At 62.2% G+C, this 14,696-nt stretch carries 8 protein-coding genes and 1 pseudogene; 8 read left to right on the plus strand and 1 reads right to left on the minus strand.

Features of this window, described 5'->3' with window-relative positions; all coding sequences use genetic code 11:
* Positions 1 to 91 precede the first annotated feature (91 nt).
* Positions 92 to 2,332 carry a 1,4-alpha-glucan branching protein GlgB gene (glgB, locus tag ACRECX_RS02985; RefSeq protein WP_431557326.1) on the minus strand — a complete coding sequence of 747 codons (2,241 nt, stop codon included), beginning with the start codon at positions 2,330 to 2,332 and terminating at the stop codon, positions 92 to 94.
* Positions 2,333 to 2,702: 370 nt separating this feature from the next.
* Here glgB and ACRECX_RS02990 point away from each other — a divergent pair, with 370 nt between their 5' ends.
* From ACRECX_RS02990 to ACRECX_RS03025, 8 genes and pseudogenes are all read left to right on the plus strand, one after another.
* Complete coding sequence (locus ACRECX_RS02990; RefSeq protein WP_431557327.1) at positions 2,703 to 3,080, plus strand: hypothetical protein; 378 nt, start codon at positions 2,703 to 2,705, stop codon at positions 3,078 to 3,080.
* 44 nt (positions 3,081 to 3,124) lie between these two features.
* The gene (locus ACRECX_RS02995; RefSeq protein ID WP_431557328.1) at positions 3,125 to 6,277 is read left to right on the plus strand and encodes a multicopper oxidase domain-containing protein; all 3,153 of its coding nucleotides are present in this window, start codon (positions 3,125 to 3,127) and stop codon (positions 6,275 to 6,277) included.
* Between the two features lie 5 nt (positions 6,278 to 6,282).
* Positions 6,283 to 7,434 (plus strand): BMP family ABC transporter substrate-binding protein, encoded by a 1,152-nt coding sequence (locus tag ACRECX_RS03000; protein ID WP_431557329.1) that lies wholly within the window; start codon positions 6,283 to 6,285, stop codon positions 7,432 to 7,434.
* A gap of 94 nt (positions 7,435 to 7,528) precedes the next feature.
* Positions 7,529 to 10,213, plus strand: a pseudogene (locus ACRECX_RS03005) (molybdopterin cofactor-binding domain-containing protein); the annotation flags it as partial.
* Positions 10,214 to 10,217: 4 nt separating this feature from the next.
* Entirely contained in the window at positions 10,218 to 10,739 is a 522-nt protein-coding gene (locus tag ACRECX_RS03010; RefSeq protein WP_431557435.1) for a (2Fe-2S)-binding protein, read from the plus strand.
* Between the two features lie 19 nt (positions 10,740 to 10,758).
* Entirely contained in the window at positions 10,759 to 11,895 is a 1,137-nt protein-coding gene (locus ACRECX_RS03015; protein WP_431557330.1) for a hypothetical protein, read from the plus strand.
* 126 nt (positions 11,896 to 12,021) lie between these two features.
* Complete coding sequence (locus tag ACRECX_RS03020; RefSeq protein WP_431557331.1) at positions 12,022 to 12,501, plus strand: (2Fe-2S)-binding protein; 480 nt, start codon at positions 12,022 to 12,024, stop codon at positions 12,499 to 12,501.
* A 2-nt stretch (positions 12,502 to 12,503) separates the two neighbouring features.
* Positions 12,504 to 14,693 (plus strand): molybdopterin cofactor-binding domain-containing protein, encoded by a 2,190-nt coding sequence (locus ACRECX_RS03025; protein WP_431557332.1) that lies wholly within the window; start codon positions 12,504 to 12,506, stop codon positions 14,691 to 14,693.
* Positions 14,694 to 14,696: the final 3 nt, after the last annotated feature.

Here is a 14,696-nt window from a genome sequence, read left to right on the forward strand (position 1 = left end):
TACCTCGGGGCCCGCGCACGCTGCGCTTGCAGAAGTCTGGCGCGACGATCTTAAGGAAGTCCTGCCCGGCGAGCCTAGGCGGCGTGCCCGCTCAGCCCGCGTGTTCGAGGATCAAGGTGGCGAGGGGCGGCAGGGTAAGGGTCAGCGAATGGGAGCGCCCGTGGCAGGCGGTGGCGCTGGCCGCGACTTCGCCGCCATTGCCCATACCGGAGCCGCCATAGTCCTTGGAATCGGTGTTGATGCGCTCGATCCAGCGCCGGGGACGCGGTACGCCGACCCGGTAGTTCTGGCGCGGCACCGGCGTGAAGTTGCAGACCACGAGCACAGGCACATCGCCCTCGCGGCCCCAGCGCAAGAACGAGACGACGCTCGCGTCGCGGTCACCGGCTTCGACCCACTCGAAACCGCGAGACTCGGCGTCGTAGACGTGAAGCGCGGGCGTGGTTTGGTAGAGCCGGTTGAGATCCCGCACCAGCGACTGCACGCCGCGATGCATGTCGTCGCCGAGCAGATGCCAGTCGAGGCTGCGCTCGTGACTCCACTCCGCCTCCTGCGCGAACTCGCCGCCCATGAACAGAAGCTTCTTTCCGGGATGGCCCCACATGAAGCCGAAATAAGCGCGCAGGTTGGCGAATCTCTGCCAGAGGTCGCCCGGCATCTTGCCGATCAACGACCCCTTGCCGTGCACTACCTCGTCGTGGGAGAGCGGCAGCACGAAATTCTCGGAGAAGGCATAGAGCAGGCCGAAGGTGAGCTGATCATGGTGATGACGCCGATGGATCGGCTCCTTCTGCATGTAGCTCAGCGTGTCGTGCATCCAGCCCATGTTCCATTTGAAGCCGAAGCCGAGGCCGTCGAGATAGGTTGGGCGGGACACGCCGGGCCAGGCGGTCGATTCCTCGGCGATGGTCGTCGTACCGGGGCGCTCGGCAAACACGAGCTCGTTGAGCCGCTTCAAGAAGGCGATGGCTTCGAGGTTCTCATTGCCGCCGTAGCGGTTCGGAATCCAATCGCCGTCCTCGCGGCTGTAGTCGAGATAGAGCATCGACGCCACGGCATCGACACGCAGGCCGTCGATGCCGTAGCGCTCGAGCCAGAACAGAGCGTTGGCCAGCAGGAAGTTCAGGACCTCGCGGCGTCCGTAATTGTAGATGAGCGTGTTCCAGTCGCGGTGGAAGCCGAGGCGCGGGTCCTCATGCTCGTAAAGCGCCGTGCCGTCGAACCGGCCAAGGCCGTGCGCGTCGGCTGGAAAATGTGCCGAGACCCAATCGACGAACACGCCGATGCCGGCCTCGTGACAGCGCGAGACGAACGTCGCGAGATCCTCGGGCGTGCCGAACCTCGAGGTCGGCGCATAGAGGCCGATGGGCTGGTAGCCCCAAGATCCATCGAAAGGAAACTCACTCACCGGCATGAGCTCGATATGGGTGAAGCCGAGATCGCGCACATAGGGGATGAGGCGGTCGGCGATCTCCATATAGCTCAGGAACCGGCCGTCCTCCCCCCGCATCCACGAGCCGAGATGCACCTCGTAGATCGAGATCGGTGCATCGATGGCGTGCAGCTTCTCGCGCTGCGAGCGCCATGAGCCGATGGGGGTTGGGCGGCGGGGCAGGCCGTGCACGACGGACGCCGTGGCCGGCGGATGCTCCTGCTGAAAGGCGAACGGATCGGCCTTGAGCGGCAAGAGTTCCTTGTTCGGCCCAAGCAGCTCGTACTTATAGAGCTCGCCCACGCCGAGGCCAGGGATGAAGATCTCCCACACGCCCGTCTCGGTGCGCTTGCGCATGACGTGGCGGCGGCCGTCCCACTGATTGAACGGCCCGACGACGCCGACCCGCCAAGCGTTCGGCGCCCAGACCGCAAAGCTGATGCCTGCCACGTCTTCATGGGTGATGGCGTGCGCGCCCATCTTCTCGTAGAGGCGCAAGTGATTGCCTTCGGCAAGGAGATGCAAGTCCAGTTCGCCGAGAATGGGACCGAAGCGATAAGGGTCGTCGACCTCGGCGGTCGCCGCGTCATGGGTCACGCGCAGCCGGTAGTCGCGGGGAAAATTCTTGGGAACTTTGCCGCCAAAGAAGCCGGCGCGGTGCAGCTTGTCCAATGCGAAGGCGTCGCCGGATTGCGGGTCCACCACCGATACAGCCTTCGCGCCAGGCAGGAAGACGCGAACCGAGGCGCCGTAGCGTCCGCGATGCAGGCCGAGGATCGAGAACGGGTCGCGGTGCTCGCCGCGCACGATGGCCTCGAGCCCGCCGCGGCTCGGCGCCCAATTGTTTGCGCGCTTCTCGACGGCGAGGGTCACCTGGTTCCTCTTCGGCTCAGTTCTCATGCCTAACTCGGGAGACGAGAGATAGTGCCAGGTCGGGATCGAAGCCACCCGCTAGCACATTGTTTCCGCAACATGATAGTGCGCGTCAACGAGTCGCGATACCGCGTCTGTACCTACATCCCCTCCGTCTCGAGCAGGAATCCAACCAGTGCCGATGATGTCACCAGCTCGGCCATGGTGACTATCGCATCACTGTATTCACAACAATCTGCGAGATTATTTCGGATTTTCCTCGCGAGTCGCGTTTCTCTTCTCATAAACTCTTCATAAAGGCGGAGAGGCAACAATATCCGCGATCGCGCCGACGCCTCTCTGAAGATAAAGTGAGCGACTGAATCGTCCATCACTCCGTTTCCAGATCGAGGAGTCAATGTCCCGTCTCGTTGCCTTGATTTCACTGACCATGACCTTGGTTTTCGCGACGCCGGCTGTCTGCGAATCGGCTGACGAGATTGCGTGGCCGGATGTCATTCAGGCTAAGGACTTCGACGAGCTTCAGCGGAAGTGGTGCGCAGCTCCGCGAGATGTCGAGCACATTTTCGTGCTGCCGGCGTCATTGTTTGTGGATAGCCGTGAATTGGTCTGCGATACCGGGACCTACAAGCTGTACAGAGTGGTGTCGGTCGATGATCCCGATGACTTCGAATATTATATCGACCCCCCGTTCGGGAAAGAGAACCGGTTGGGATGTGATGGAAAAGCAGGTCTGAAAACGAAGGTCGTCGCGGTCAACTGCCGGCCTGAATAGCCATGGTCGAATTTGTGAGAACAAATCGATGGCACGCGGGAGGCTTGGCTCTCGCTGGCGTGCTGGCATTTGCGATCGGCCTGCTCTCGATCGCCTGGATCGGCCCCGCAATTTGGGCCCAAGACGCCGCGGACACGTTCGATCCTTCCGTCCGGCACGAGCTCAAGGATCCGGTGACGCTCACGAGCAAGGACGGCTTGCTCGAGGTCCGACTTACGGCACAGCAGGGCGAGGCGAGCCTCGATACGGTAACCAAGCCTGTGCAGAGCTTCCTTCTGTTCGGCTACGAGGTGCTGCAGGGTACCGCATCGAATGGGCAGAAGACTGGATCGAACCTATATCCGGCCCCTACCCTGCAGGTCTATCCGGGTGACAAGCTCATCGTCCATGTGGACAACGCTCTCGCGGGGCTGACGATCCGGGATTTCTACAATCCCGCATTCACGCCGAAGGGCGGCACGCCGCCGATCTATCCGGAGCAGCTGACCCAGGCGCCGATCAATCTTCATACCCATGGCTTGCGGGTCAGCCCCAAGGGGAACTCAGACAACGTGCTGCTGCATGTCGGCGCGGGCCTGACAAACACCTACACGTATGAGATCCGCAAGGATCATCCGCATGGCGCGTACTGGTATCACCCGCACCTTCACCAGCTGACCGCGCCGCACACTTATTCGGGATTGGCCGGAATTCTTGCCATCGGCCGGCTTGACGGCAACATTCCACTGGTCACGGAGAAGAAGCTCCCGATCCGGAACATGGTTCTCCAGTACAATTTCGTGTTCGACCGCAAAGGTGGCGGTGCCGCGCTCAACAATCCCAACTGGAGTCAATATGTCAGCACGCTGACCAAGCCGAAGGGCGACGAACTCGCGGACGGCACGTATCGTCCGCTGCTGGCGCCAGTCAACTTCCTGGACTCCAAGAAGGGTACTGAGTATTTCACTGTCTGGTGGACCGGCCCGCTCGGCGTCAACAACAATCGCGGGCGCCTGCAATTCATTCCGAGCAATCTGCAAACTTTCCAGCAGAATCCTGGCGCGGGCGGACGCGCGGTCCCGGCCGACCCGTCGCTGCCCGACTATCAGCGCGACGTGCAGTTCACGGTCAACGGCCAGTTTCAGCCGATGATCAAGAGCACGCCCGGTCAGACCGAGATCTGGGTGCTCTCGAATATCAGCGACATTGCCTACATGAATGTGCAGCTCACGGAGACGGCCACAGGGCGGCACCCGAAGATCGCGATTCTCGCTGAGGACGGCAATCCCGGCACGGTCGTTCGTTATCCGCCCACCGACGATGGCACGCGGCTGCTTATCCCGCCGGCGACACGCTACGCCATCGCCGTGACCATGCCGGAGGAAGGCGATCTCATCCTGGAAATGCCTCCAATCGGTGAAGGCATGAAAGCCATCAGCGAGCCGGCGATCCTCTACACCAACGACGGGACCGAAAATCCTCCCGCCGTTCTTGGCGTGGTGACCGCGTTGCCCTCAGCGCTCAGTCACGACGACGGCTTCTTCACGTTTCCCACGCAAGTGCTCGCAACGGCCAAGCCTGAGGGCGAGCACGGGGTCACCGCGATCTTTGCCGAGGGGCAAAAGATCAATGCACCGAATAACGGGTTTTTCGATACCTCAAAGGTAACCCCAGACCTCGTGCGCAGGCTCGATTCTACCGGCGGGTTTCTCAACAATCTCGCCAGCAACAACGATCCCAAGGCCTTCGTCTATGCGTTTAACAAGCACGGCTTTCCCAACGCCCCGCTCCTGCAGCCGCGGCTCAATACCGTCGAGGAGTGGCGGTTCTACAACCTCAACAACGACTCCCATCCGATTCACGTGCATGTCAACGACTTCCAGGTCACGCGCTACTACGACCCGACCGTCGGTCTGACACTTGGGCCGGGCGCTTGGGAAGCCGACACTGCCGAGCTGTCGCGGCCGACCTTGCTCGTGGGTGAGGACGTTGGCGTTCCGGCGGAGTTGTTCATCCGAACCAGATTCGAGGATTATATCGGCCTCTTCGTGATGCACTGCCATCGTCTGAACCACGAGGACAACGGGCTGATGCTGCTGGTGAACATCATCCCGAATGTGTCGACCTACGCGGTGGCAGTTCCCGGAGCTTCAGGCAAGCCGGCGACGGTGAATGTCTATGACGGCGCCGGCGATAAGCTCGTCGCTACGACCATCCCCTTCGAGACTTTCGAAGGCACGCCGAGCGCGTCGATGGGCGACGTGAATGGCGATGGCGTCTTCGACTTAATCGTGGGCGCCGGCGAAGGTCATGCGCCGGAAGTGGCCGTCTACTCCGGAAAAGCAGAGGGCGACAAGGCAGCGTTCGAAACTGAGCTGACGCGGTTCGAGGCGTTCGACTCAAAAGCAACGGGTGGTGTCACCATCGCATCGGATCAAATCGATGGCGGCACGTCCGACAATATTATCGTCGGGTCTGGGCCCGGCACTCCAAGCGAGGTCAAGGTCTTTACCTACAAACCCGACTCATCGCCCGAGCTGTTCTCCGCATTCGAACCCTACCCAGGCGACACCTCCGGGGTGAAAGTCGCCTCGGGCTTCGTCAGCTTCATGTCGGGCCGCAACAGCATCGTCACCGCGCCCGGCCCGGGCAGCCCGGCCGTGGTGAAAGTCTTCGACTACTGGCTGATGAAGCCGGCACCGATCAAGATCAACGAGACCAACATCCCTCTCCAGATGTGCTCGAAGGGTGACGGAAAGCCGGCCCAGCTCGCTGAGTTCGCACCCTTCGGCAGCGACTATCGTGGTGGGGTGTCGCTAGCGACTGGCTGGCTGTATGGACAGCTCGGCGGCAGCAAGCGGATCATTGTCGGCCGATTGGAAGGCCCCGGCGAGGTCAAGGTGTTCTCGACAGGTTCGGCGCTCCAGGGCGGACCGGAGGATGAGCTGAAAAGCCCCGTTGAGCACGGAGAGCCGCCCGCATACGCCGAGGACTTCAGCTTCGTTCCGTTCGACAGCCAGTCGGGCGTGCGTGTGGCAACGACAAGCACGACGATGGGCGCCGACCTTCTGGTAAGCGGTGCGCAGGGCGACACCGCGAAGATTCTGAAATTCGAAATCGCCCGGCCCGACGAGATCTCGACCAAGCTGCACGCCGTGCAGACCAATGAGGTCTACTCGGCTGCGGGCTCTGTCCCGCTTGTCATCGGCGGGGACTAGGCCTCATGTCCCGCTGGGCACTGACGCGGCGCCGTGCGATCGAGGGCGCGGGTCTGCTCGGTGCGAGCGCCCTGATCTCTGGTCTCTTACCGATGCGGTCGGCGCACGCCGCGGACCTAGTCGTCGGCCTTATCTTTATTGGGCCGCGCGACGATTGGAGCTGGAACCAGTCGTTCGCCGAAGCTGCCGAAGCCATCAGCGCCCTGCCGAAGGTCAAGATCGTTGAAGCGGGTTACCTTCCCGAGAGTACCGACTATTCGAGCGGAAAAGACTCGCCGGAAGCCGACGCCTACGCCAGGGAGCTTGAGAGGCTGATTAGCCCCGATGGCGCTGGCCTGGTCATTTCGACATCGTTCGGGAACGATCCTGTCCTGGACGGCGTAGCGACGAAGAATCCAGCTGTCGTGTTCCGGCATGCCACGGTGGCCGCAAGCGACAAAGACCCCATGAATCTCGGCGGTCTCAACGCCCTGATCAACCAAGGCCATTACGTGAACGGAGTCGCTGCCGGCCTTTGCACGAAAACGAATAAGCTCGGTTTCATCGCCGGGCTGCCGGAAGGCGCGGTCCTCGTCAACATCAATTCCTTCCTGCTCGGCAGCCGCAAGACCAGTCCTGATACCACGGTGCAAGTCATCTTCACCGGTGGATGGGAGAACGACGAGATCGAGACCGCGGCAACGAACAAGCTCATCGACGCGGGATGTGACGTCATCACCTGCCATTTGGACAGCCCGAAAGTTGTGATCGAGACCGCCGAGACCCGCGGGGCGAAGATCTGCGGCCACGCTGTCGACCAGGCGCCGCTTGCGCCCAAGGGCTATATCACCGGCGCCGAGTTCACTTGGACGCCGATGTTCGAGATGTTCGTCGACATGATGCAGAAGGGTGAAGCCTTGCCGCCCTTCGTGATCGGCGGCTACGATAAGGGCTACGTCCAGTCGAGTCCGTTCGGCGCAGGCGCGAATCCAGCTGCGATCAAGGCCGCCAAGTCCGCCATCCAGGCAATGAAGGACGAGACACCGATCTTCGTCGGACCGATCAAGGACAACACGGGCAGGCTGGTCGTGCCGGCCGGTACGACGTATGGGCCGTACGCCCCAGAACTGTTCCAGACGAACTATCTCATCGAAGGCGTCATAGGCTCGATTGCATGACCGGCAAGGCCGCGCGTTGAAGGCCCATTTAAGGTAGCATTCAAACAGCTACGATTCGCGATCATGAGAGGAGTAGCAACAACGTGCCGACCGGCTGGCTAACGCGGCGCGAGTTCCTGAAAGGCACTGCGGCGGCCGGCACCGCGGGCCTCCTCGTCTCCACGCTCGATCTCGGCCGGCTGGCGCCATCTCACGCAGCGACCATGAACCCGCCCGGCGGGTGGAGCGGGATACCGGGACAAGCGCGTTACCGCATCGACGGACTGGCCAAGGTCACCGGGCAAAAGATTTACGCGCGCGATTTCCGGCCCATCGATCTGCCCCATTGGCCGACGAAATTCCGGCACGCGCTCGTGGTGTGCGCACCGTTTGTCGACCGTGTCTTTGACGGGCTCGACCTGGATCAGCTGCCGAAAGAGCTTCAGCCAGCTGTCACCATCACCGCCGCCGACCTCGCGCGCGATTCGATCGGCATTGCCGAGGAGGACTATCCGGAAGGCGCGTATCTCGTGCCGAGCGGAAAGCAGCCGATATATCTCAGTCAGGCCGTGGCGATCCTGCTCTACGACGAGTTGGCCGCCTATAACGGAGCCAAGGAGCAGATCGTCTCAAATGGCAAAGTGATACGAACCGGCAAGGCCGTGACGCCACCGGCTCCCGTCAGCTACCAGCCGGAAACCAGTATCGTTCATGCCGTCACCAGAGAGAGCGGCGAGCAACAATTCGCGCAGACTATCCATGGACCGGTTCATCCCTCGCAGCCCGGGGCGAAGAACCAAGAGGCCATGGCGCTCGTCAATGAGATCAGCAAACGGCTCGAGTCGCCCGACTTGGACGTCTACCACCAGACTTACGAGACGCCGGTCGTCGATCCAATGTTCATGGAGCCTGAGTCGGGCTTGGCTTGGTTCGATCGTCAGGCAAAGACGCTGCGTATGCTGATCGGCACGCAGTCGCCCGGCTACGACGCGAACTCCGCGCGCGCTTTGTTCGCGCCGAAGACCTGCCCGATCGAGATCGACGACGTGCACCTTTATGCCACTTATCCAGGCGGTGGGTTTGGCGGACGCGACACGTCGATCCTGTGTCTCTATCTTGCGCTCGCCGCGGCTTATTCGGACACGCCGATCCGAATGACCGGTTTCAGCAATTCCAGTCCGGCATCAAGCGCCACGCGTCCAAGATCGAGCTTACGGTCGGCGTCAGCGGCGAAAATCTCATCGAAGCGTTCCGCAACCACTCGATCCTCGATGGCGGCGGCCGGCGCAATGTCAGCGTCTATGTCTGCAACGTGACCGGCATCACGGGAACGGGCGTGTACCGTGCGCCGCTCGCCGACATTTGGTCGCGCGCCATGCACACCACTTCGCAAGTTGGCGGCTCGATGCGCGGCTTCGGCTCGTTCCAGTCGACCTTTGCGGTCGAATCGATGATGGACGAGATCGCGGTGGCACGCGGGCTCGATCCTCTCGAGTTCCGCAAGCTCAACCTCCTGCATCCCGGGGATTCGATCGTCACCGGCGCGCCGCGCACGCCGCCGGGGCTGACTGACATCTGCGACAAGGCATTGGCCCATCCGCTGTGGACGAACCGCGCCGCCGATCAGAAGCTGTTGTCCACCGAAGCCGAGCGCTACGGGGTCGGCGCATCGCTCGCCATGAAGAATTTCGGTTCGGGCGCCGACGCGGTGATGTCGCAAGTGCGGATCGGCCCCGATGGCCGCATCACGGTCGTCACCAACAACATCGATATGGGACAGGGCGCCGCGACAGCGCATGCCCTGATGACCAGCAAGGCGCTGGGGCGCAATGCGGACGACATCGACACCGGGCGGACGGAGATCTTCCGCGAGCTCAAGCTGGTCGGCAGCTTCAAGGAGCAACCCGCCAACCCCCGCTGGACCCCGATCGTCTGGAACTCTACCAAGGCCACGGCCGGTGTCGGCCGTTGGCTGCATGCCACCGAGCAGGCGGCGGACGTTCTCTTGAAGACGGCGATCCTGCCCGCGGCGCGATCGATCTGGGGTGGCGTGGCCGACAAGGTCGGCGCCCCCGACGTGTCGTGGAGCGAAGAGCGCCTCGCCAGCGACGGCTTCGAGCCGATTCCGTTCTCGGTGCTGGCTGCCGAGCTCTACGCCAAAAAGCTCGTGACCAGCGCCATGGTGCACGCCTTTTTCAGCGGCCGCTGGATCGAGGCCAACTACACGGTCGATGGCATCACCGATCGCTGGGAGATCGATGCCTTGGCCATCCAGCGCGGCGATGAGCCGGCATACGTATTGATCGACCGTCAGAACCCAAAGCTCTTCACCACCGAGAGCATGTGGGAGCAGAACGGCCAGAGCTTCGCCGCCGCGGGCGCGATCGCGGCCGTCAAGGTCAACCGCAAGACCGGCGCAGTCCGCCTCGTCAAGGGCGTGCATCTCCTGGCTCCGGGCACGATCGTCCAGCAGGATCTGCTCGAAGGCCAGATGGACGGCGGCTGGGCCATGGGTGTCGGACATGCGTTACTTGAGGAACTGCCGGCTGACGCGAGCGGCGCGGCAAACGGCAAGTGGAACCTCAATCGCTATCACGTGCCCCTTTCGGCCGATTGTGCGATCCACGACGTCGAGAAGATTCTCATCCCGCCGGACACGGAGGATCCGAGCCCACGGGGTATCGCCGAGCTCGTTCTGACACCTGTGCCGGTGGCGATTTCCAACGCTGTCACGCACGCCACCGCTCATCGCTTCCGGTCGCTGCCGATCACGCCCGAAAAGGTGCGGGCAGTCTGGAGCTGACATGAGCAATATCGCTCTCAGCCTCACCATCAACGACGAGCGGATCGTTCGCGAGTCGATCGACGGCGATATGTGGCTCAACGATTTCCTGCGCAACGAGCTCGGTCTCACCGGCACCAAGTTCTGCTGCGGGATCGCCGTCTGCCGGGTTTGCACGGTTGCCGCCGCACGGGTCCCCGGCGCGCTTCCGGAGCCGCTCAGGACCTGCACCACGCCGTTGCGCGCGGCAAACGGCAAGATCATCACCACGGTCGAAGGTCTCAGCAAGAACGGCGAGCTTCACCCGCTTCAGCATGCGTTCTTGAAAAATTTCTCGTTCCAGTGCGGGTATTCGGCGCCGGGCTTTCTGATGGCCGCCTATTGCCTGCTCGATCGCCTGCAACGGAGCCCCATACCGAAAGGCGCCGTTGACGCCGCCATTGAGGATGCAGTCGGCCAGCATATCTGCCGGTGCAGCGGCTATGTCCGCTACCACCGCGCCATTCGCGAAGTGATTCTCGAGACCCCTGGGCTTGCCACCTGAGGCTTTGGAGACCCAAGGAATGAAACGGCAAAGGACTCTTGTCGCGATGGTCGCGCTGGCGGGTTTCATCCTCGCTGGGGCTGCGTCGGCTGCATTTATCTACGCTGGCGGCACTGACATCTCTGGGGGCGCTGAGGTCCAGCACAAGGACGACTACGACGTCCATGCCTATGGGCAGGAATGCGCTGAGCTGATCGCCGAGATACCGCCCTTCAACTGTCTCGACGGCGAAATCGTCCCGATCACCGTGAACGGCAAGACCCCCGAGACATACACGCGCCACATGCGCTGCGACCGGCCGGCTTATCTGCCTTATCCGGAGAAGACGGATGGCCAATGCACGCCATATACGCGGATTAGAGCGGCGCGCGACGACGACATCCAGATGGTTCTCTATTGTCGCCGAATGTACATTCGGCCGGCCGACGACCCGCGGTTCGATTCCATCGAAGCCATCATGCACAACGTCAAGACGGGCAGCACATGCTTCTTCATCTCGAAGAACTTCGGCGAGAACCCCGAAGGCGACGATGGCCGCCGCGTGCCGCCGCCAACCGAGGAGACGTCACCGGAGGGCTTTGTCTCGGCGGAGGAGCTGTGGACGTCACCCCAGCAAGTCGTCGATCACGGTTGCATCTTCTGTCACGACAGCGATCCGTGGATGCATACGCCCTGGATCGACCAAACCGCGCAAGTGCCGGCCGATCCCTGGGGATTCCATTCGGTGGATGTCGGTGGGCCGTTCGTCAATTGGCCCAAGCCGAAGAGCATTTCGACCCGTGGCAACACGTGTACGGGCTGCCACCGCATCGGATCGCTCAACACCTGTCAGGCTGAGTTCGTCGGCGATTTCGGCGAGCAGCCGGCCAAGATGCTGCAATCGATCGGCCAAGCGCCGCACGGTCTGTTCGGTGCGCCGAAGGGGACGGCCTACGACAACCCGGACCCGGTCTACACGGCTTGGGGCCAACAGCCCCATGGTTGGATGGGCACACGCCTTCCCGAAGTCGATAGCGAACTTTGGAACGAATACAGCGCCAAGATCAAAGACCTGCAACGCTGCTGCGCCGATCATTCGGCGCCCGGCTGTATCGTCGAACCCATCGAGAACATGAGGCAGTGGATCGCGAGGCAAGAGGCGGGACCCGGGAGGTAACTGTCCGGCAATGCACAAAATTTGCGCTTCCAAGGGCCGAGTTCCAGCCCCATAGTATGATGTCTTCCGTTGCTTGGAGGCAGTAAAGCGGCAAGCGGCTTTACCCGCGTAAAAGGGGTTTAGTCGATGACCTTCAAGATCAAGGTCAATGAGGTTGAGCACGAGGTCGACGTAGACAGCGACATTCCGCTGCTTTGGGTCCTACGCGACGTGCTGGGCATGACGGGCACGAAGTTCGGCTGCGGCAGGGCGCTTTGCGGCGCGTGCACCGTGCACGTGAACGGAGTGCCGATGCGCTCCTGTGTCGTGCCGATCGAAAACGTCGGCGAGTCTTCTGTCACCACCATCGAGGCCATCGGCGACACGCCGATCGGCGAAAAACTTCAGCAGGCGTGGCTCGACCTCGAAGTAGTTCAGTGCGGCTACTGCCAGTCCGGGCAGATCATGTCTGCGGCAGCCTTGCTCGCGGCAAACGCCGAACCGACCGACAGCGATATCGACGCCGCCATGGCGGGCAATATCTGTCGGTGCGGCACCTATCTCCGCATCCGCGAAGCGATCAAGCAGGCCGCTCAGGCTTCCGCGACGTCGCCCCAGGGAGGCTGACCGTGTCGCTGCATTCCACGGATCACAAACGAGGGGCCGTTCAATCGGAAGGTCTCTCCCGGCGGGGCTTCTTGCGCGCCAGTGCCGCCGTCGGCGGCGGTTTGCTCATTGCCTTCAGCATGCCATCGCGCTTTGCGGCGCTCGGAGAGGCCGCCGCGGCCGAAGGCTTCGCGCCTGATGGTTTCATCCGCATCGGCCAAGACGGTCGCGTGACCATCATCGTTCCTCAGGTCGAGATGGGTCAGGGAACCTTCACGTCCTGTCCGATGCTCGTCGCTGAGGAACTCGAGGTCAATCTCTCTCAGGTCGGTACGGAACAGGCGCCACCGAACCACACGCTCTATAGCAACAATCTCGTCGGGTTTCAGGTGACCGGCGGCTCGACCTCGATCCGCGCGTTTTACGAACCGCTTCGCAAGTCCGGGGCCACAGCGCGGGAGATGCTCATCGCCGCGGCGGCCGCGACGTGGAACGTCGAGCCCGCGAGCTGCCGTGCCGAGAACGGCAAGGTGATCCACGATGCTACCGGACGGAAGCTCGGCTATGGCGCGTTGGCCAATAAGGCGGCAACGATGTCCGTGCCCAAGGACGTCGCGCTGAAGGAACCGAGCACCTTCAAATTGATCGGCACGCCCGCCAAGCGGCTCGACACGCCGGACAAGGTCAACGGCAAGGCCGTCTACGGCATCGACGCCAAGGTGCCGGACATGAAGATTGCGACGCTGGCGATCTGTCCGGTGTTCGGCGGCAAGCTCAAGAGCGTGGACGACAGCAAGGCGCTCGAGGTGAAGGATGTCCTCCAAGTCGTGCAGACCGACGACACCGTGGCCGTCGTCGCCACGAATACAGGCGCGGCGAAGAAAGGCTTGGCAGCGCTGGAGATCGTATGGGACGATGGTCCCAACGCCAAATTGACGACGGACGACATCGTTGCCGACATGGCGAAGGCTTCCGAAGCGGAGGGCGTGCTCGTCCGCCACGACGGCGACGTGCCAAAAGCGTTAGACGGCGCGGAGCAGACCTTGGATGCGATATACCAGGTTCCCTTCCTCGCGCACACCACGATGGAACCCCTCAATTGCACTGTCCACGTGCGCGAGGACGGTTGCGACATCTGGGTCGGAACCCAGGTCATCGGCCGCGCGCAAGCCGTCGCCGCCGAGTTGACGGGTCTTCCATCCGAAAAGGTCGTCGTGCACAACCACATGCTCGGCGGAGGTTTCGGCCGACGCCTGGAGATCGACTTTATCGCCAAGGCCGTGGAACTCGCCAAGCAGGTCGAGGGGCCGGTGAAGATCATCTGGAGCCGCGAGGAGGATATCCAGCACGGCATGTACCGGCCGTACTTTTATGATCGGCTGGACGCGGGACTCGACTCAAACGGCATACCGGTCGCCTGGAGCCATCGCATTTGCGGGTCATCGGTCATCGCGCGTTGGGCGTCGCCTGCCTTCAAGGACGGTTACGACTTCGACACGGTCGATGGCGCCCTTGAAATGCCCTACGCGATTCCCAACGTGAGACTTCAATATGTGCGGCACGAGCCGCAAGGGATTCCGACGGCCTTCTGGCGAAGTGTGGGGCCTTCCCACAACATCTTCGTGGTCGAGAGCTTCATCGATGAGTGCGCTGCGGCGACCAAGAAAGATCCCTTGGACTATCGTCGCGCGCTACTCGCCAAATCGCCTCGTGCGCTCGCCGTGCTCGAACTTGCGGCGGAAAAGGCCGGATGGGGCGGGCCTCTGCCGGAAAGGTCAGGTCGCGGCATCGCGGTGCAGACCGTGTTCGGAACTTTCATGGCGCAGGTTGCCGAAGTGGCGGTTTCCAAAGCTGGCGAAGTTCGGGTCAAGCGTGTCACCTGCGCGGTAGATTGCGGTGTCGCAATCAACCCGAACACCATCGAAGCGCAGGTGCAAAGCGCCATCGTCTACGGCCTCAGCGCGGCGCTGTTCGATGAGATCACACTCAAGGATGGCCGGGTCCAGCAGAGCAATTTCCACAATTACCGCGCCCCGCATATCAACGACATGCCGCAGATCGACGTTCACATCATCAAGAGCAGCGAAGCGCCGGGCGGCATTGGCGAGCCCGGAACCTCGGCACTGGTGCCGGCCGTTTTCAACGCAGTGTACGCCGCGACGGGTGTGAGGCTGCGCAAGCCCCCGCTCAATTCGGATCAGTTGAAAGTTTAGGGG

The sequence above is a fragment of the Methyloceanibacter sp. genome (assembly GCF_050726195.1).
Classification (GTDB): domain Bacteria; phylum Pseudomonadota; class Alphaproteobacteria; order Rhizobiales; family Methyloligellaceae; genus Methyloceanibacter.